14 protein-coding genes are annotated in these 19,593 nt (G+C 51.9%); 2 read left to right on the top strand and 12 right to left on the bottom strand.

Annotated features, from left to right (window positions below; all coding sequences use genetic code 11):
- Positions 1–210: 210 nt before the first annotated feature.
- The 12 genes from BLR08_RS11470 to BLR08_RS11415 all read right to left on the bottom strand — a co-directional run bounded on the left by BLR08_RS11470 (position 211) and on the right by BLR08_RS11415 (position 16,741).
- Complete coding sequence (locus tag BLR08_RS11470; RefSeq protein ID WP_072329374.1) at positions 211–1,605, bottom strand: family 4 glycosyl hydrolase; 1,395 nt, start codon at positions 1,603–1,605, stop codon at positions 211–213.
- Positions 1,606–1,725: 120 nt separating this feature from the next.
- Entirely contained in the window at positions 1,726–2,556 is an 831-nt protein-coding gene (locus tag BLR08_RS11465) for a helix-turn-helix domain-containing protein (protein WP_072329375.1), read from the bottom strand.
- A 102-nt stretch (positions 2,557–2,658) separates the two neighbouring features.
- Complete coding sequence (locus BLR08_RS11460; protein WP_072329376.1) at positions 2,659–4,014, bottom strand: hypothetical protein; 1,356 nt, start codon at positions 4,012–4,014, stop codon at positions 2,659–2,661.
- A complete protein-coding gene (locus BLR08_RS11455) occupies positions 4,011–6,242 on the bottom strand; it encodes a helix-turn-helix domain-containing protein (protein WP_072329377.1) in 2,232 nt (743 codons plus the stop codon). Before BLR08_RS11455 ends, BLR08_RS11460 begins: the two co-directional genes overlap by 4 nt.
- A 93-nt stretch (positions 6,243–6,335) precedes the next feature.
- The gene (locus BLR08_RS11450) at positions 6,336–7,859 is read right to left on the bottom strand and encodes an ABC transporter substrate-binding protein (protein WP_072329378.1); all 1,524 of its coding nucleotides are present in this window, start codon (positions 7,857–7,859) and stop codon (positions 6,336–6,338) included.
- 51 nt (positions 7,860–7,910) lie between these two features.
- The gene (locus tag BLR08_RS11445) at positions 7,911–8,813 is read right to left on the bottom strand and encodes a carbohydrate ABC transporter permease (RefSeq protein WP_072329379.1); all 903 of its coding nucleotides are present in this window, start codon (positions 8,811–8,813) and stop codon (positions 7,911–7,913) included.
- Positions 8,814–8,827: 14 nt separating this feature from the next.
- Positions 8,828–9,796, bottom strand: coding sequence for an ABC transporter permease (locus tag BLR08_RS11440; RefSeq protein WP_072329380.1), 969 nt, complete (start codon positions 9,794–9,796; stop codon positions 8,828–8,830).
- Between the two features lie 977 nt (positions 9,797–10,773).
- Positions 10,774–12,486 (bottom strand): ABC transporter permease, encoded by a 1,713-nt coding sequence (locus BLR08_RS11435; RefSeq protein WP_072329381.1) that lies wholly within the window; start codon positions 12,484–12,486, stop codon positions 10,774–10,776.
- Positions 12,487–12,503: 17 nt separating this feature from the next.
- The gene (locus BLR08_RS11430; RefSeq protein ID WP_072329382.1) at positions 12,504–13,511 is read right to left on the bottom strand and encodes an ABC transporter ATP-binding protein; all 1,008 of its coding nucleotides are present in this window, start codon (positions 13,509–13,511) and stop codon (positions 12,504–12,506) included.
- Positions 13,512–13,584: 73 nt separating this feature from the next.
- On the bottom strand, positions 13,585–14,694 hold the full coding sequence (locus BLR08_RS11425; protein WP_072329383.1) for an extracellular solute-binding protein: 1,110 nt from the start codon (positions 14,692–14,694) through the stop codon (positions 13,585–13,587).
- Between the two features lie 55 nt (positions 14,695–14,749).
- The gene (locus tag BLR08_RS11420; RefSeq protein ID WP_072329384.1) at positions 14,750–15,568 is read right to left on the bottom strand and encodes an MBL fold metallo-hydrolase; all 819 of its coding nucleotides are present in this window, start codon (positions 15,566–15,568) and stop codon (positions 14,750–14,752) included.
- Positions 15,569–15,589: 21 nt separating this feature from the next.
- Complete coding sequence (locus BLR08_RS11415) at positions 15,590–16,741, bottom strand: GntR family transcriptional regulator (RefSeq protein ID WP_072329385.1); 1,152 nt, start codon at positions 16,739–16,741, stop codon at positions 15,590–15,592.
- 581 nt (positions 16,742–17,322) lie between these two features.
- On the opposite strand from BLR08_RS11415, the gene BLR08_RS32000 reads away from it, so the two are divergent.
- A complete protein-coding gene (locus BLR08_RS32000) occupies positions 17,323–18,195 on the top strand; it encodes a collagen-like protein (RefSeq protein ID WP_305367647.1) in 873 nt (290 codons plus the stop codon).
- Between the two features lie 276 nt (positions 18,196–18,471).
- Positions 18,472–19,578 carry a glycoside hydrolase family 88/105 protein gene (locus BLR08_RS11405; protein WP_072329386.1) on the top strand — a complete coding sequence of 369 codons (1,107 nt, stop codon included), beginning with the start codon at positions 18,472–18,474 and terminating at the stop codon, positions 19,576–19,578.
- Positions 19,579–19,593 lie beyond the last annotated feature (15 nt).

Genomic DNA, 19,593 nt, shown 5'->3' with positions numbered 1-19,593 from the left:
ATCGTACGGCTATTTTTACTAGTTGGTGGGATACGATGCTCCGTTAATGCCTAACTTACTCCAGGATGAATTCGACAGAGCTGAAGCCTCGTTTCTTCCGCAGTTTGAAGGCATAGAGAAAAACCGACCGGCTGTACGCGGACTTGTCTGTCCATGCACAGCCGGTCGGTTTGTTCAGCCGGATGAGGGTTTCCTCAGGTTATATTTCGGTCATTCATACCACCAAGCCGGCAGCGCGTCACGTTCCTGCTCCAGCAGCTCCTTGATAATCCGGTCCGCGTCTCCGATAGAGTTCACGAGCGGGTCTGTCAGCATCGCTCTCCGGAGCTTCGCAAAGCTGCGCTCGGCGATCGCCTCGGCCGTCAGCTCATGGGTATCCAGGATCAGCTCGCACATCCCTCGGATGCCTCGGGGCATGTCGCCGACCGGATAAGGCTTGACTCCTTCCAGACTCGTGTCGCAGCACAGCTCGAGGAAGGCGTCCCGGTTCATATTGGAGACAGCGCCCTCATTGAACGTATTGATGTAGAAGGGCTTGCCCAGATTGCCGACCATATTCTCGATAATATCGGTCGCGTGATCGGGCGCGAAGGAGTCCATATAGCTTTCGATCGGCAGACGGCCGCTAATAAAATCGTCAACCTGCTCCCACATCTGCTCGTGGCGCTTGTACCGCTCTTCGGTTTCCCAGATGGACAGAGGCGGGATACCCTCGGCGCCTGTGCCCAGCCCCTGCCAGAAGCGAACGTATTCCTTCGTATGTCCCGTACAAGTCGGAATGCGGCCGAACGCCGAATACAGCTCATAGCTGATCGCATGATTGAAGATCGCCTTCGCGCCGGTGTCTCCGCCCAGCGTCTCCTTCTCAGCGCGGGCATCAGCCCGCATGGATTCCGCGATCCGCTCGGACATGTCCTTCCCGTCATAGTCGGCCTTAAGCAGCCAAGTAAAATGATTGACGCCCGCGATGCGGAAATCGAACCTGCGCGACAGCTCCTCGGTCAGCTCCTCGGGCGCTGCCACAATGCCGGCGCGGACCGCATACCTTTGCTTAATATGCGGCAGATGCTGGCTGTCGCAGAGCGCGAAGCTTTTCAGGCTCGGCGCATAGCGCTTCATCCCGATCCCGTGGACAGCCGAAGGGTTGATATAATTAATGACCCAGGCGTCGGAGCACAGCTCTTCTATGTCCTTGGCGCATTCCAGAATGACGGGAAACTCGCGCATCGCCCGGAAAATGCCGCCAGGCCCGATCGTATCGCCCGAGCACATCCGGATGCCGTACTTCTCGGATACGGCGCAGTCGATCCCCCGATACTTCACCGTATCTTTGGCGAAGCTTAAGATGACGAAGTCGGCCCCCGGGAGCACATCCCTCCTGTTCGCGGAGCCCTCGACGCGAAGCTCGACGTGATTGGCTTCGGCCACCATCCTGGCAAGCGTAACCATCTTCTCCAGACGCTGCTCGTCCGTATCGACAAAAGACAAGGTGCCCTTGTTCAAATACGGGGACTGGACCATCTGCCAGATCGCCTGTCGCCCAAAAAACAAGCTGCCTGCGCCAATAACCACAACCTTCGGGCGCTCAATATTCGGTTCCTTCATGGATAATGCCTCCTTGTGCTTGGATAACATCATCCTACCATGGTGAAAAATTTTTAGAATAGGAAGCAGTACCGGAAACATGTCAAATAGTACGATTCATGCGCGTTCCCACCCGAGTCCTCATATAAATTTGGAAGGGGACACTTTATAAAACTTTTTGAACGCCTTGGAGAAGCTGAAGGCGTCCGGATAGCCGAGCTGATCGGCAATTTGCTTGACCGAATACTCGCGCTTGTAGATGAGGTCTCTCGCTTTGTTCATTTTCAGGTGGTACATGTATTGGCCCGGCGTGATGCCCAGCGCCTGCTTGAAGAAGGCGATAAAATACTTCTCCGACATCCCCGCCGCCTCGGCTATCTCATGAATGCGCACCGTCCGGTGTACATTCTGATGAATATAGCTGAACACAGGCTGCAGGGCCGACAGACGAGAGACAGAGCCGGCCGCCGGGGCCCGCTCGAAGGAGCCGCTATAGCTCTGGTCGCCGTAACAATGGAGAATTTGCGCAAGCAGCGTCAGGAGACCGCCCTTTAGGCGCATCGCCGATAAATCTTTGCGCAGTTTGAACGATTCGAACGCAAGCCGGAACAACAAGCCCTCCTCGGCGATCAAGCGCCCGGGAACGACACCCGTCAGCCGGTATTCATTCAAAATATTCAGCTGCTCCCCCATCACGAAATCGAAGTGGATAAAAATAAATCGGCAGCCTTCGCTTCCGGTTGAAGCGACATATGGCATATGGGGATAGAAAAAAACCGCATCCCCTGCTTTAGCCGTGTGATCCGTCTCATTCGTATGAATCTTGACTTCTCCCGACAATAGATACCAGAGGTCATAGTCGGCATGAACCTTGCTTTCGCTCCAGCCGCCCGGGTGGTATTCCTCGTGACAGGACCGGATGCGAACGGCAATCTGTTCGGACAGCTCGTTTAATATCGTTAATCCGTTCATCGCGTTCTGTCCTCTTCCATCTCAGACTGGACATGCCCCGTTCAGGGCAAGCCTTACGAAACCAACTATAGCTCAGCGGAGCAAGCTGCGTAAAGGACGAAATCAAGCCGTATTTTTCCTCTTCAGAGTAACGGCGACGTTCATTTTGTCTCCAGTCAGATTCAGGCGGAAAAACGCCAGCTGGTCCTCAACGATCTTGGCCGATACGGCCCCGTCGGCATTGGCAATTTCAAAGTCATCCAGCGCACCCCAATAAGCCAATCCGAACGGAATGGGCTTCCAATGGCCGAGCTCATACACGATCTCGATCGTATCTTCCGTTCTTTCATACTTCGTCACGAATACAGGCGGCACCGCTTCCGAGAAGTCATCATTCATGTCCCATTGCCCCACATAGCTCCGGAGCATGCGAGGCTTATTTTCCCCTTTGACAAAGGCCAGCTGACATTCCTTGTCATAGTAGAAAAACGTCTGCGGCCAAGGTCCCAGGCCAATTCCGCCCAAGGTCATCGTATACTCGTTGACAGCCGGTCGGACCGAAGTATCCTCGGTCAGCATATAGACAGGCGCCGTTTCCCGATTCCGTTCATGATACATGCTCACCGCTTGCGGCAATGTCGTGATCGTGATCGGATACTCCGTGATATGCTGAAAAAATAAATCCTGCATGCTGTCGGTCGCCAAAATATCCGCCATCGGCCACACGGCATAAGCTTCGCTGACTTCCATCTCATGGGCTTCCTGATGCTGAAGGAAATAAACCTGCTCGTTGGCCTCCGTATTATTCAGGTAATCTCCGAACAGCTTCTTCCAATATTCGATATTGTCGCCTGCGCACAAGCCGGCCCGCAGCACATCGTTCGGATCCGACGAATAAATAACGGGACTTGCCGTGTGATACGTCTGATGCAGGTCACGCGCCGTCCATTCGCAGGCTACCAGCTTGCCTCCGCTGGACTTTGGCACCTTATACCGTTCGCCGTCCGCGTACCAGAAGCCCCATGGAACTCCTTTGTTTGTAATGCCATCCCACCAGACCTGCTCCCAGCAGTACCCCCACATGCCTTGGAAGCCCGCTTCCTCCAATACGCCGACGACCTCCCCGTCCGTTACACCGCTTCCCGCGACCTTCGTCCGCGCCCAAGGAAAAGCGGCTTGAAGGACCTCCCATTCCTGCTGGAGCAGCTCCTTCAGCTTTTCCCTGGAACGCCCGGCGTCCCTGTAATAATTTGGACATTTCAGAATCACATCGTCGCCGTATTCTTCATGCCACTGGCGAATCCGTTCGCCCAGCACCCGGATAGATCCGCTGTTGACGATCCAGGTAACGGGAATGTTATATTTATGAGCCGTTGCAGCCGTCCGTTCCACTCCTTCAACGGGCGTCCCGTTCCCCCATGAGGTTTGGTAATACGATGCCATGCTGACATACGTATAAATAAGTCTTTCAGGATTCATTCCTCTTCCTCCGTCTCTTGCGTGGAATGTCTGGCATTCGCTCTGTATTCATTGGGCGAGATGCCCTTGTATTTCTTGAACACCCGGCCAAAATAGCTGTTGCTCGTAAACCCCGTCTCTTCCGCAATCGCCGCTATCCGTTTATCCGTTTCGCGCAGCATGGCCTCCGCCTTCTCGATCCGCACCTCATTGATATAATCGGTCACCGACTTGGACGTATACTTCTTGATCAGGCGGCCGAGATAAACCGGCGACATGTTCAGCACCTCCGCGATGCTGTCCAGACACAGGTCTTCTTTCATAAATTGGCTGTCTATAATGACGGCTATCCGGCGCATCAGCTCATCGTATTTGGCATTTTTCTTCTCGCCCATTCGAGTCTCCATATGCCGGAAAAGTGTCATGAACTTCTCCTTCATATCCTCCAGCCTCTCCAGCTCGGACAACTCGGCGAACAACTCATGGAAACGAACCTCAAAGCCGAAGCTGGATGCCTTCTCCAGCGTATCCGCGACCATATTGATGGCGAAAAACAGACGAAACATGGTCAAGTGGAGGTGCCGGTACGAGCAGCCTTCCGTCGAGCCGAGAATAGACAGGCACAAGCTCCTGGCTTCCTCCATCCGTCCCAGCATAAGGGCATCCGTCATCTGCTCTTCCTTCTGGAGCGGGTAACGGTAAGAAACCGTTTCCAGCTTGGCTGTTTCTTCCGCAAACAGCACTGCTTCCCAGCCTGTAAATACTCTGTAGGACGCCGCCTCCCGAGAGGCTCTGTACAGCTCTCCAAGCTCCGATAGCCGCGTACCCGCCGGGCTGAATACGGCCGTCACCGACAGCTTCAGATGCTGGCGGATGTTCAATTGAATCTCCCTTGCCCAAGCTTCAAGGTCAGCGTCCCCGCCATCCCTGAACAGGATCACAATATGATCGTCCGCAGCGTCTACCGTTTCGCATCCCGTATGCCGCGCCATCACTTCCGCCGCAATGTTCATCATGCCGAATCGCAGCAGTCCTTGGTCCTGCGAGTTGTACTGACGGGCAAACTCCTTAAAGCGATCCAGCTTCAAGAGCAGCAGCCGAACCGGTTCCTCTGCATCGAGCTTGCAGCCAAACTCAGCCAGCTTCTTGGGGGTGCCCTTCGGGAATGAAGCGCTTTCCGTCATCATAAGCTGGCGCAAAAACGTTTGCTTCGCTTTGTACGAATGCTCTCGGATCGCATCGCTTTGCTGCAGCAGCTTCCTGGTCATATGCTCCACTGGCCGGTTCAATCTGCGGGAGGTGACGTAGGCAAGCGCAAGACCCGCCAGAAGCACAGCCAACGCAATCAGTATCGTTCTTGAACGTATCCGGTTGATCTCCTTCATCGCATCCTCGTATGGCGTGTACCGCACGAACTTCCACCCCAGGGCATCGGACGAAGCATAGGTGACCAAAGAACGGGTTCCATCCACATCGCCGATGAAATGTCCCGAGCTGTCCCCCGACTGCAAAATCTGCTGGGCGAACTCTTGTCTGGATACATTGCTGAGGATCTGATCCTTGTAAATACTGCTGACCAGCACGCCGCCCGAATCCATAATAAAGATCCCGCCTTCACGGCTTTTGTCCATGGCGGAGATGGCGTTGATCATCCAGGTGTCGGTAATGTTCAGTATGATGGAGTTGTTGCTGCCGGGCCCCATCGATTCGGTATAAATAAAGGTGTATACGTTATAATCCATATTGGCGAAAACCGTCGAGTTTTTGATGACACGCGTGATCGGCTTCAAATTCCGGGAGGGATCGAAGTCTTTAAGCAGCTCCACGATCCCTTGATCCTGGAAGCCGGCACTGTTGATCAGCGCCTGCTGGTTCGTATAGAACAGATCCAGCTTGCTGTTGTACAGATAGACGGAATGTAGAAACGGCATCGAGCCGATCAGGTTGATCCGGTCCCCTATTCGCTTCAATTCCAGCGGGTCCGTTTCCGTTTGATAGAACACACGTGTAATTTCCTTATCCAGCAAAATCTGAGAGATAGCCATCTTGGCGTTTTCCAGCATATTGTCAGCCGTCGTACTAATCTGCGACAACGACTCCTCGGAGTAGGCGTAGATGTTCCTTTTCTCGATTTCCATGAACTGCACGTAGAGAATGTAGGAAACAGCCAGAATAACCAGCGACACGAGCGCGGAGAAATAAATCAGCAAACTGGAAAAATAATGTTTTTCCGGCACCCATCTCAACATCGCCTCTCGTCTCCCTCCGGCTCTACTCCCGCTCAGCCCGGGGACCCGCCGTCACCTGGACAACAAGCCCCCTTCTGACCGACATACCAAGCGTTACTTTTTATTCTCCGCTCTCCACTCGGCATACTGCTTATTGATTTCTTGAAGCACCTTGTCAATTCCTGCCGCTTTCAGCTTCTCTTTGAATTTAGGCAAATATTCGTCGGGATTGACGGAGCCGGTCTCCAAAGTCGGACGGAACTCGTTCTCGGCGTTTTTGATCGCCGCGACTTCCGTCTTAAGGTTGGAGCTGTCAAAGTTAAAGCCCAGATTGGGCACAACCTCGGATTCGCTGTTGAATTTCTTGAACTGCTCCCAAATATCGTCCGGCTCGCCGGGCATCAAATAAGTCAAATATTGATTCCCGTAGGCCCAGGTTGTACCCGGATTGTAGCCGGATTTTTTGCCGTTGTCCGTATCCGGTGCAAACTCGATTCTCTTGTCGCTTTTCTTCACGTAATGCTTGCCCTCGATTCCGCGGCCGACCAGATTAATCAGCTTCTCATCCTTGTACATCATGTTATAGAACATTAATACACGATCCGGGTCTTTGGAGGTAGTCGGAATGCCCATCATGGAGCCGACCAGATCATTCGTAGTCGTAATCGGCTTGCCGAAATGATGATAGATGAACGGCGCCCCGTAAGAGTTCGAAACCTGGACATCCACATAAGGCTTGAGCTGTGAAAATGAAAAGGCGCTCTTGACTCTATCGTCATTCGTAATCTTCAGGACGGCCGAATCCTTCCTCAGATAACCCGCCTGAAAAAACCGGTGCAGCGTCTTCAAGCTTGCGACATATTCCGGCTCATCCGGCACCAGCGTATAAGCGCTTCCATCCTTCTTCAGCACAATGGACTGAACCGGTGAGGCATTCCAGAGATGTCGATTGACGACAAATGGAATTTTGGCGCCTCCGGACGCAAGCAGCGGCGTGATCGTCGGCTCATTGTCCTTGATGATTTTGAGCGCGGGCTCCATCTCTTCCAGACTGTTGATTTTAGTTATGTCGATACTGTATTTTTCCATCAGCGTCTTGTTGGCGATAAAGCCAAGCCATGACCCCTTCTCCTTGTAGGCAGCCAGCGTATAAGTTTTCCCCTTGATAGCGCTGGCCTGGAGGAAGCCCTCCGACAACAGCTTCTTGGCGTCCGGAGCCAGCTTGTCAAGCTTGTCGGTCAGATCGACCAATCCTCCCTTGGCGATCAGGGCGCTGTAGTTCATATTCCCGTTGGAGGTGAACATCAGGTCGACCTTTTCCCCCGTGGCCAGCAGAGCGGTCATCTTGGAATCGTAGTCGCCGAAAGGAATGATATGCATCTTCACCGTCGCATTGATCTGCGGCAGCACGATTTTGTTGATCTCCGCCTCGACGAGCGCATTGTCCGGCTGCGGCGACGTCCCTATGATGTACCAGTCGATGACATAAGGCGGCAGCTCCTGCTTCGCCTCTTTGCCGGGTGCTTCCGGCGACGCGCTTGCCGGCGTTCCCTCACTCTTGCTGTTGCAGCCCGCCATCACAAGCGACAGACTCATCATGGCCGTCATACAAAGCGAGGACCATCTTCTTTTTCCCATTTGCAGCAACCTCCCGTGAATTGTTCTTTATACTAACCAGTATACCTGGGGTTAGCCTTTGACCGCTCCTATCGTGAGTCCTTGTACAAAATATTTTTGGAAAAACGGGTAGGCCAGTACGATCGGGCCAATCCCAACGACGGCCAGCGCCATCCTGAGCGTCAGCGAGGGCGGCGACATCTGCATGACCGACCCATAGTTCAAGCCGCTGGCGCTGGACAAAAAGTCCGCAAAGCTCTGCGCCTTGTAGAGCAAATACTGCACATTCAGCAGCTTGTCGTTCGTGATCAGCATGAGCGGCAGCCACCAGTCGTTCCAATACACTATCGCGCTGAACAATCCGATCGTCGCCAGTCCGGGCAGCGACAGCGGCAGCACAATGGTCAGAAAGGTGCGGAATTCGCCCGCTCCGTCGATTTTGGCGGATTCGATAACCGGGTCGGGGATCGTCGTGTTGAAATAGGTTTTCATGATCATCACATACCAGCCGTTAAACAGATGCGGGATGATTAGCGCCCAAATATTGTTTTTGAGATGCAGCACTTGGGTCGTCACCAGATACCAGGACACGAGTCCGCCGTTGAAAAGCAGGGTGAATACAACCAGGAAGGTGAACAGCTTCCGGTAGGCGAAGTCCTTCCTGGACAGCGGGTAGGCAAAGGTCGATATGACCGCCAGGCTCAGCACCGTTCCCACCACTGTCGTAAATACCGTCACCCCGTATGCGTTCATGATTGTACGCCCTTCTTGCCATAAATAACGGTAAGCGTCGAGAGACAGCTTATCGGGCAGGAACCGGTAACCATGCACAACGACCGTTTGTTCGTCCGAAAAGGACACGGCTATCACCAATAGAAGCGGCACAATGCAGGATAAGCTGATGATAATGAAAATCGCATGAATGATAGCATTAGCCGTCAGCGATATCGAATTGCCTCTGTAACTGGATTTCATACGATGCTTCCTCCCTAGAAAATGGCCTTCTCATTATCGATACGCTTGACGACCCAGTTGGACAACAGCACCAGCACGAACCCGACAAACGCTTGAAAGGTACTGGCTGCCGAAGACATGCCGATATCGCCGCTATTGATCAGAGCCCGGTAGACGAACGTATCGATCACATTCGTTACATCGAAGATAGCCCCCGAATTCAGCGGCACCTGATAAAATAAGCCGAAATCCGCAAAAAACATGCGTCCGATTCCGAGCAGCACCAGCAGCGTAATAACCGTCGAGATGGAAGGTATCGTAATATGGCGGATCTGCTGCCACTTGCTCGCCCCGTCCAGAGAGGCCGCTTCGTAATATTCGGTGTCGATTCCGGTTATCGCAGCCAAATATACGATGCAGTTGTACCCTGCATACTTCCACACATTGGCAAACACCAGAATATAGGGCCAATAGGCGCTTTGGCTATACCAGTCGACCGCCCCTATGCCCAGAGGTTCAAGCACCAGATGGTTGATGATCCCCTTATCGGCGCTTAGAAACCCGAAAAATAAATAGCTGACCGCGATCCAGGATAAAAAATAAGGCAGGAGAATCGTCGTCTGGTATATCTTCGCCATCCGGCGGCTCCTGAGCTCATTGAACGCCACCGCCAGAAATACGGCGATCAGCGTTCCCAGCCCGATAAACACCAGATTATAAAGAATCGTGTTGCGGGTAATGATGAAGGCATCCGGCGTATTGAGAAAAAATGCAAAGTTGTCGAACCCGACCCAAGGGCTGTTTGTGAAATTGCTAAAGAAGTCGCCTCCCGAGTAGCTGTAATCCTTGAATGCAATCAAGATCCCGCCGATAGGCAAATAATGAAATGCCAGCAGAAGCAGCAATCCCGGCACGGTCATGACCAGCAGCGCTCCGTTTTTGTATAGTCTCTCCAGCCTTGTCAACGTCTCTTCCTCCTTCTGTCTTAGCGTCAAGCGCTTCATGGACACACCTTACCATCTCAAGACGGGCAGCGTACATCGCAAATTGGCTCATAAATACGTACTTTTCCGAAGAATTCCATTCGTATTATTCTTACACGTTCGAACAAATCGGATCATTTCATCCGGAAACTGCAGGAGTTTGGGGGAAAACACAAAAAGAGGCCCTCTCAAAAGCAGGTTTTCGCTTGTTGGGAAAGCTTGTACGGGGAAAAATAAGACCATGGCGGGGCTAGGTCGGTCAGCAGGTCTAGGTTGAAACGAAAAACCGTCCAAAACGCTCCCCCATGGAGGTCGAAGTAGGGATGTTGTGCGGAATTTCGTATAAAATGCCCCCGTATGGCGGTCGAAGTAGGAGCGTTGTGCGGAATTTCGTATAAAACGCCCCCCATGGCGCTCGAAGCAGGAGTGTTGTGCGGAATTTCGTATAAAACGCCCCCGTATGGCGGTCGAAGTAGGAGCGTTGTGCGGAATTTCGTATAAAACGCTTCCGCTTGGCGGTAGAAGTAGGAGCGTTGTACGGAATTTCGTATAAAATGCCCCCGTGTGGCGGTCTAAGTAGGAGCGTTGTGCGGAATTTCGTTTAAAACACTCCCCCATGGCGGTCGAAGTAGCATTGTTGTGCGGAATTTCGTATAAAACGTCCCCGTATGGCGGTCGAAGCAGGAGCGTTGTGCGGAATTTCGTATAAAACGTCCCCGTATGGCGGTCGAAGCAGGAGTGTTGTGCGGAATTTCGTATAAAACGCTCTCGTATGGCGGTCGAAGTAGGAGTGTTGTGCGGAATTTCGTATAAAACGCTTCCGTATGGCGGTCGAAGCAGGAGCGTTGTACGGAATTTCGTACAAAACGCTTCCGCTTGGCGGTAGAAGCAGGAGCGTTGTGCGAAGTCCCAACCTTCAAACCAAATAAGCTCCGTTTCCACCGGGACAGCGGAAACAGAGCTTCTTCTTACACATGGCACCTAGTAGCTTGCATGCATCAGGATTTACTTTTCCTTCCATACACAAAGTATAATGTAATAGTCGACATGATCATCAGCACGACCGAGTAAACGAGAGTCAGAGCTTTCGTATCCGCCAGCGCCTGCGCATCCGTACTGTTCTTGATCACGACTCCAAGCGGCTGGTACAAAGGATGATACAGGAATACGGTAAGATCATAATCCGCCAAAATACCGTTAAAGTTTAGCGCCAGCACCGCCAGCGTGGATGGAAGTATGATGGGCAGCAGCACTTTTCTAAACGTGTAGAACGATTTGGCCCCCAGGTTTTTCGCCGCATCCTCCAGATTGCCGTCCAGACTGAAGAAGGATGCCTTAACCATCCTCAGCGTGAAGGGAATGTGGACGATGACGTAGGCGATAAACAGCATCCAGACCGTTCCTACCAGGATGGAATGTCCGATGATCAGTCTCGGCGTATTAAAGGTGACGATAAGTCCGATGGCAATTAACGTAGACGGAAGCATCCACGGAATCAGCAACGCGTACTCCAGCGCTGCCGTCCACTTGTTTTTAAACTTATGCAAAATGCGCGAGGCAGCCAAAGTCAGCGCTACAACTGTGACCGATGCCGCAGCCGCATACAAGATGCTTACCAGGTAAGGCTTAAACGCCGACATCTTGGAGAATACTTGAATGTAATTGTCCAAAGAGAAGCTGGAAAGCGTCAGCGTCGCCGTCGAAATGCTGTGGGCGTCCGTAAACGAAAAGATGATAATCAGGACAACCGGAATAATATAGATGAGAAACAGCAGGTATGCCAACAAATGAGCGGCGATATTGCCCAGCCTATTGTTGATCTTTTGTTTAACCAATTCCGACTTGACCTTCGACACCGACATAAAGTTGCCTTTGCGCTCGAACCGGATCATGATCGTCAGCAAAATTAAAGTCGCGAGGCCCAAAATAAGCGCCAGCAGCGCAGCCAGGTCTCGGGACGACACGCTGTTTGAGAAGGTCAAAATCATCGGTGTGATGGTTTGAAACTCTGTTCCACCCAGAATGAGCGGAGCGGATGTGGCGGCCAGCCCTGTCAGAAAGATCAGGATGGTCAATGCAAACATCGTAGGCTTTAAAACCGGAAGCACAACCCGCCATAAAATATAAAATGTGGACGCCCCCATGTTTTTCGCCGCTTCGACAGTTTGAAAATCAATTTTGCGGATGGCATTGCTTAAAAAAAGCACGTGATTGGACGTACAAGCGAAGGTCATGACGAAAAGAACCGCCCAGTAGCCGTGAAACCATGTCGTATCAAACGCTGGAAACAGGTTGACCAAAAGCTTGGTCATGAAACCGTTTTCGCCATATACGAATTTATAGCCCGACACGAGAACTACGCCGCTATAGATCAGGGTCGTAAAGTAGCCGAGTCTTAAAATTTTCGCACCCTTGATGTCAAAATACTCCGAGATCAGTACCAGGGTTACGCCAACAATATTTACTGTACATACAAGAGAAACAGCCAAAATAAAACTGTTATACAAGCTTTTCATCGCGCGCTGGGAGGATAAAAGCTTCTCTGCCGCCTCCAACGAAAATTTGCCGCCTTTAAAGAAGATTTCGTAATAAATATTAATGTTCGGATAGATCAAAAACGCTACGACAAACCACGCAATAAGCGCGTACAATATAAATGTTGTCCAATTGACGGATGCTATCGATTTCTTCAACTTCTCTGCGCTGGGCAACCTGCATCCTCCTTTCCTTAATACTGCAAAATATCGCTGCTGTCCACATATACGGTAAGCTCGTCGCCGACTTGATAATGAGCCGTTCCGCTTTCCTTCTCGATGGTTTTCAGCAGCCCGCCGCCGTTCACCTCGATGACAAATTTGCTGTACAGGCCATAAAATTCCTTATCTACGATTCTGCCCTTTAATTCCACGCTATCTTGACCCGGCAGGGGCAGCAGACTCACTTTTTCATTGCGAATATACGATACCTTGCTCGCATCCAGATGCTCCTTCAGCCGGCTGTTCTGAATAATTTGCGGGTCGATCTTGTTGATATCGCCTATGAAGTTGCATACAAATTCGGTTTGGGACTGATTATACACCTCTTGCGGCGTGCCGACCTGCTCGACAATCCCATTATTGAAGACGGCAATGCGATCAGACAATGTTAACGCTTCCTCTTGATCGTGCGTGACATAGATCGTCGTGATCCCGAACTTCTTCTGCAGATTTTTCAGCTCGTTGCGCAGCTGCACCCTCAGCTTGGCGTCGAGGTTGGAGAGAGGCTCATCCAGCGCCAGAATACTCGGCTTAAGCACCAGCGCTCTGGCAATCGCTACGCGTTGCTGTTGGCCGCCCGACAGCTCCGACACCTTCTTGAACAGCTGTCCCTCCTTAAGATCCACCTTCTGCGCAATATCTCTTACTTCCCGGTCCACCTCAGACTTGGAAGCCTTCTTGACGCGCATGCCGAAAGCGATATTCTCATACACGTTCATGGTCGGAAACAAGGCATAGCTTTGAAACACCATGCTGATTCCTCTCTTCTCGATGGGAACATGCGTGATATCCTTGCCGCTCAGCCGAATCTCGCCGCTCGTGGGGGTAATAAATCCGACAAGGCTGCGCAATATCGTTGTTTTCCCACATCCCGACGGACCGAGAAACGTAAAAAACTCGCCTTCGTTGATCTGCAGATTGAGATTTTGAATGGCATGGAAGCTACCGAACTTGATTTGAATGTCATGAAATGTGATCATGGCTGCTCCTTTTCTTAAAGAACGACTGCATATTGGAGCATCCAATATGCAGTCCGTTGTCCATTGTTCTTGATTATTTCATAATCTGCAATTCGATTTTCTCGACCCATTTGCCAATGTTGCCGGCAATGAAGCTCCAATCCAGAGGCTGTGCTTTCAGATTGGCATACAGTGCCTTGACGGAATCATTCGCTTTCTCAGCGGCCTTCGTATTGGCAGGCATCGCGTTGAACTTGGCGGCAAACTCTCCTTGCACTTCGGCTGTACCCATCCATTCTACGAACCGCTCTGCCGTTGCTTTCTTCTTCGTGCCGTTAACAATGGCTGCATGCTCGACAATCATCGGCACACCGATAGATGGGCTTACGATGCCCGCTTTCACTTTATACTGCTCTTCCTTCTTGCTGAGCGTACCGGACACGAGCGCGCCGAGCGGCGTTTTGCCGCTTGCCAGATTCGCATAGAAGTCTTCCCCTTCAACCGCTCTTACGCCGTTGTCGAACAATTGCTTGACTTCGTCCCAGCCTTGTTTGGATATGCCAAGCTCGCCATTCGCATCCTTGTGTCTGGTCAATATGCCGGCTACGACAAGCTGCGGCGTAATTTGTCCAAGCAGCGTCGGAGCTTCATATTTGCCTTTGAAGGCCGGATTTTTGTACAAGTCCGTCCAATCCTTCGGCGCCGTTTCCGGCGTGTAAGCTTGGGGATTATAACCGAGCAGAATCGCCTGCTTCACCAGCCCGTGGTAGTAGCCCTCGGGATCGTTCAAGCCCTGCTCTACTTCTCCCGCCCATTTCGGAACATATTTGGTCAGCACGTTTTCTTTTTTCAGGTTTTCATAAAGCATATTGTTCAGGCCGAATACGACGTCCGCAATCGGGTTGTTTTTCTCCGCGATCAAGCGGTTCGTCAAGTTGGCTCCGCCTGCTCCGACCAGCTCCATCTCGAAGCCGGCGCTTTTCGCCTTCTCGATAAGCCATTCGCCGCGTCCGTCGGAATTCGCATTCGTATAGACGATCAGCTTCTCGTTTTTAACCGGTTCATTCGCTGCCGGCGCTGTTGCAGACGGAGTATTTGCCGGAGGAGCAGTCTCCGCCGTTTTGCCGCTGGTATTGCCGCCGCCGCAAGCCGTTACCGCCAGACACAGGATCGATGCCAATGTTGTGCTTATCATTCTTTTCATTTTGTTTACACTCCCTTTTTATAATTCATGGATTGGTATATCAAACCATGGCAGCCTAGATATGAACGATCATTCCGTCATAGGCCACCACGACCCCCGCAGGCTTGAAAACTTCTTCAAATTGGTCATGCAGCAGCTTGGAATTATGGCTGAAGTGCGTGGCGATAATTTGTCCGTTTTCTTTCAATATTTGTTCTTTCTGAAACTCGCGCTGGGCTTCCAGGATGGTTTCGATGCACATGTGGTTGCGGTCGCGGGAATTTCCCGTAAACCCGTGCGTGCAATCGAGTATGGCGCAGTCCACTTGCTTTCCTTTCAACCAGGCCCATGTAGCTTCCGGGAACCAGCCCGAATCATGTCCGTACAGCAGCGTTTTTCCGCCCTTCTCGACGACGTACAAGAGGCAGGTTTCCATCTTGTCATGATCGGCGAGCAGCGGAGTCACCCTCGCATCCCCCACAGTGATCGTCTCGAAGGGGCGCAGCAGATGGAACGCATACCGCTCTCCCGCAAAGCGGCCTATCGCCACCCGCGTATGGTGCATCACGGCATCATTGCCGTAAATATGCATCGGAGTCTCCAGATTATGAGCGATGCCCGTTCTCCGGCATTCCAGATCAAACGCATTGTAATGATCGGAATGCGTGTGAGTCACAAGCAGATGCTCGATCGCGGTGAAATCAATATTGTCGCGAAGAGACTGCATATATGAATCGGGCGAATAATCGAATTTGATCACATCGTCAATGATGGCGGAGCTGCGGGTACGTATATTTTTTCCGCCAAGCTCACGGGCCTTCATACAGTGCTCGCAACGGCAAAAGGCATTCGGAAATCCTTCCGCAGCCGCCGTTCCCAAAAAATGAATTTTCACTGCAAACTCCTCCTGTCAACCCTAGAGAACGGATTTCCTCTCTACGATGGTCGTTTGAATTTTGATGGTAATCTGTTTCTCCAGCGAATGGTTCACGCGCTTCATCAGCAGATTGTATGCCGATTGGGCCAGCTGCTCGGTATCCTGCCTGACCGTAGTCAGCGGAATCGAGGTAAGACCGGCCAGCTGGATATCGGAGAATCCTACGATAGAAAGCTTATCCGGAACAGCAATCCCCATTTGCAGCGCCGTATGTAACGTCGAAATGGCGACATGATCATCCCCGCACATAAGCGCCGACATTTGCGGATTTTCCCGGATAAACCGCTCTTGCTCAGGGTCGCTTTCATTAATCCGGCTCGTATCGCACGGGACGCTTCTGAAATGAATACGCTGCGTCCTGACGGGAATCGCATGATCGAGCAAGGCTTGAATATACCCCTGATACCTTTCCTCTCTGCTGGTGATATTATCGATGGCATTGGATGTGTATCCAATCTCCCGGTGGCCCTTCTCGATCAAATATTGGGTCATCCGGTACGAGCCCTGATAATGGTCGTGATACACGCAATCAATCTGTACCTCTCGGAAGATCCGGTCAATGATCACAATCGGAAACTGCTGCAATTTCAACCGGAGCACATGATCGCTGCATGTTTTGCGTCCTTGGGGAAATAAAATGATTCCGTCGATCCCCCCTTGGACGAGCATCTGGAGACAGTGATCCTCATCGTCTTTATTTTTGCTGATCTTAAGGATCAGATCGCAATCATGCTTGCGCGCTTCGGCTTCGGATGCGGCAATGATTCTGGACGTATAGTCGGACAGATGGGGTACGACGAGCGCTATTTGCTTGCGCCGTTCTTCTTCAGCCGGAAGCGGCTCGCCTTCGGCCGGCGTTCCCCCGAGATAAGGCGTTACTTCCTGCTGCCCGGCGCCCGCCAGGAAAGTCCCCCGTCTCGGCAGCCGGTATACCACACCCTGGGTGGCAAGCCGCTCCAACGCCAGCTTGCTTGTCATCCGGCTTACGCCGAACAGCTTGGCCAGCTCTCCCTCCGAAGGGACCGGGTCGTGCGGCCGCAGCCGGCGGCTCTGGATAATGCCGATCACCTTATCTGCAATCTGCAGATACAGCTGCTGATTTGGTTTCTTTCTCACACGCGCGTTCTTCATCTAACGTCATCCTTCTTTTATCAAGATCACGGGCCTGGTTGGAAGCGTTTTTACACGTCTCGATCGCTGATCTAAAACGAGCTTAACTCATGTCACTGACATATTCAATGACATAAATATAAATATCTTGTAAATGGGTAAATTTACTTGTTTGCTTCATAATATATTAACATGGATATATCAATATATCAGAGCGTACAAATCACTTCATAGAGCCTCTCGATTACGCGCTTTGGCCGGGCAACAAAAAAAGAGACTCCCAACCATTATTCCCGCTAATGGCCGGCAATCTCCGTTAAGTTGAAATGTCCTGTATACTAATAGATGCCGATTATCATGAAATAGTGCTAGGTATGCTACTAGAAAGCAGGCTTTTCCCGCCGTATTTTTGCCTAATTTGCAGAAATTGGATTCTAGTCTACCTTCTACAGGGTGATTCGTCCAATTCCTTTAAGGCAGGAGTACGTACACTGATACCATCCTACGAGGAGGTGCTGGTGTTGAAATGTCCTGTTAAAAAAACATGCAGAAAAAAAGTTGTCAAGGTTTGCCCGCCGAAAATCAAAAAAGTTAAAAAGTGCTTGCATCCTAAAAAACACGTTCGGGTGAACTGCCCGCCGAAAAAGCGCCCTCATCCTATCGTCAAAAAAATTGTTAAGGTGAACTGCCCGCCGCCGAAAGTAAGGGTTACGCCTATTCCGGGACCTCAAGGACTTCAGGGCCCTCCAGGGGCGCCCGGACCTGCCGGACCTTCGGGACCTGTCGGACCTCAAGGCCTGCAGGGAATTCCCGGGCCGATCGGAGCTCCTGGTGCTCAGGGAGAAACAGGGCCTGCCGGACCGCAAGGACTGCAGGGAGTTCCAGGGCCTGCCGGACCGGCGGGACCGCAGGGACCCCAAGGAGTCGCCGGACCTGCCGGACCTGCCGGGCCGCAAGGACTGCAGGGAGTCCCCGGACCTCAAGGCCCGCAGGGGCCGCAGGGACCGGCGGGAGTTGGAGCGATTGCTTTCCGCTGCAGCACGGAGGAGCAGGCGATCGCCGCAGCGCCGGTAGCCGGCGGGCAAGGCGGAGCGGTTTCCTTCACTAGTGATCTCAGCAATACGGCGGCGGTCAGCTTCCCCTCGCCAACAACGATTAGCATCAATGAGACCGGCTTGTACAATATCAGCTATGAAGTATTCCCTCTTGAGGGCAACACGGCATTTGCCTTGTTCTCCGACCCCGATGGCGCAGGTCCGCTGCCGCCGGTTCTCGTCATGTGCAGCAACTACGGAGCAGGATCAGGAAATCAGCCTTACCAGGGGCAAGTCGTCACCATGCTGACTGCGGGCAGCATACTCACCCTGAACCGGATAGATGCTACCGGCACAGTGGTTCTCCAGAACAGCATCGGCGGAGGCGCAGTAGAGGCGCCTACGGTCAGCGCGTCGATCGTTATCGAGAAAATTGCCTGATTGACCATAAGGCCAATCTTTGCACCTGCTGCAAAGGTTGGCCTTTGCCGTGTGCGGAAAGCAGCTGAGAGCTTCGTCGGGGCATCCTGCCGCTTCCTTCCGTCTGACAGGCCGGCGCCCCGGACATGTTCGCTCCTTCATATTTTCATTGCTCCCGAAGAATAAAGAAGGTACAATAGCATTAAATTCCGTATTCAATTGTTTGTTTGGTTAATCATTGTAGATTGGATTAAAAAACAAAATAATTCAAATAAAAACAAAAGGAGATTCTTCAACATGCAAGCAACTATCCGGCATCAGCTTAAGAAAGTCATCCACCAGACGCTGCATTTGAAAAGACCTGACAACGAAAACCAGTTAAAGGAATTATCCGACGAGGGTAAAGCCTTGGGGTACTTTCCCCGTGACTTCGGTATGGACGAATGGGACTGGCCCCAGGGCATCGGCTTATACGGACTGAATAAGCTCACGAATCAGGCAGGCTTTGACGTATCACGGGATTTTTTCGTCAATTGGTCCAATCATCAGATCGCGCGCGGACTGCCCCTCAAAAATGTGAATACGACAGCGCCTCTGCTTACATTGATGGATCTGCCCCATATAGAGAAGCTTGCTCTGGAGTGGATGGAATGGGTAGAGCATGAATGCCCGCGGACAACCGGGAACGGGATTCAGCATGTCACCTCCGGCAATACGTCCAAATTCGAATTAAATTTGCATGATCAGGAAATTTGGATCGATACGTTGTTTATGGTCGTGCTCTTCATCGCCAAGATGGGCAAGGCTTATAAGAATCCGGCATGGATGAATGAGGCCTCCGATCAATTTGCTCTTCATATCAAGCATATTTTTCATCCGGACAATTCCCTGTTCTTCCACGGCTATGACTTCAAAAACCAAAACAATTTCAGCGAAGCGCATTGGTGCCGTGGAAACAGCTGGTTTACGCTGGCCGCTCCCGAATTTGTGGAAATTATGCAGGATGACTTGACGACGGAGTCGCGCGACCTTATTCTCGGCACCTATAGAGCACAAGTAGATAAATTGATCGAGCTGCAAAGCGAAACCGGACTTTGGCATACGCTGCTTGACGACAAAGACAGCTATACGGAGGTTTCCGGCTCGGCTGCGATTGCCGCAGGAATCTTGAAGGGAGTCCGCCTCGGTCTGCTGGACGACAGCTACCTGGCTTATTGCCGCAAGGCGGTCGCCGCAGTGCTTGCCAACATCTCCGAAGACGGCACGGTATTAAACGTCTCGGCGGGAACTCCCATCTGCGAGACGAAGGAAGACTACAAAAAAATCGTCTTCGCGCCGACTGCCTACGGACAAGCTTTAGTGATCGTGCTGCTCGCCGAAGCTTTGTTCCACCCCGAGCTGTAGAGACGTGGTTTTGCC

The organism is Paenibacillus sp. cl123, assembly GCF_900101595.1.
Classification (GTDB): Bacteria; Bacillota; Bacilli; order Paenibacillales; family NBRC-103111; genus Paenibacillus_G.
The sequence above is the reverse complement of the archived record's forward strand: the minus strand, read 5'-3'. Positions and strand labels throughout refer to the sequence as shown.

Coding starts and splice junctions, on each gene's coding strand:
- BLR08_RS11470 (WP_072329374.1), bottom strand. CDS start 1,605: ATGAAGGAACCGAATATTGAGCGCCCGAAGGTTGTGGTTATTGGCGCA.
- BLR08_RS11465 (WP_072329375.1), bottom strand. CDS start 2,556: ATGAACGGATTAACGATATTAAACGAGCTGTCCGAACAGATTGCCGTT.
- BLR08_RS11460 (WP_072329376.1), bottom strand. CDS start 4,014: ATGAATCCTGAAAGACTTATTTATACGTATGTCAGCATGGCATCGTAT.
- BLR08_RS11455 (WP_072329377.1), bottom strand. CDS start 6,242: ATGTTGAGATGGGTGCCGGAAAAACATTATTTTTCCAGTTTGCTGATT.
- BLR08_RS11450 (WP_072329378.1), bottom strand. CDS start 7,859: ATGGGAAAAAGAAGATGGTCCTCGCTTTGTATGACGGCCATGATGAGT.
- BLR08_RS11445 (WP_072329379.1), bottom strand. CDS start 8,813: ATGAAATCCAGTTACAGAGGCAATTCGATATCGCTGACGGCTAATGCT.
- BLR08_RS11440 (WP_072329380.1), bottom strand. CDS start 9,796: ATGAAGCGCTTGACGCTAAGACAGAAGGAGGAAGAGACGTTGACAAGG.
- BLR08_RS11430 (WP_072329382.1), bottom strand. CDS start 13,511: ATGATCACATTTCATGACATTCAAATCAAGTTCGGTAGCTTCCATGCC.
- BLR08_RS11425 (WP_072329383.1), bottom strand. CDS start 14,694: ATGAAAAGAATGATAAGCACAACATTGGCATCGATCCTGTGTCTGGCG.
- BLR08_RS11415 (WP_072329385.1), bottom strand. CDS start 16,741: ATGAAGAACGCGCGTGTGAGAAAGAAACCAAATCAGCAGCTGTATCTG.
- BLR08_RS11405 (WP_072329386.1), top strand. CDS start 18,472: ATGCAAGCAACTATCCGGCATCAGCTTAAGAAAGTCATCCACCAGACG.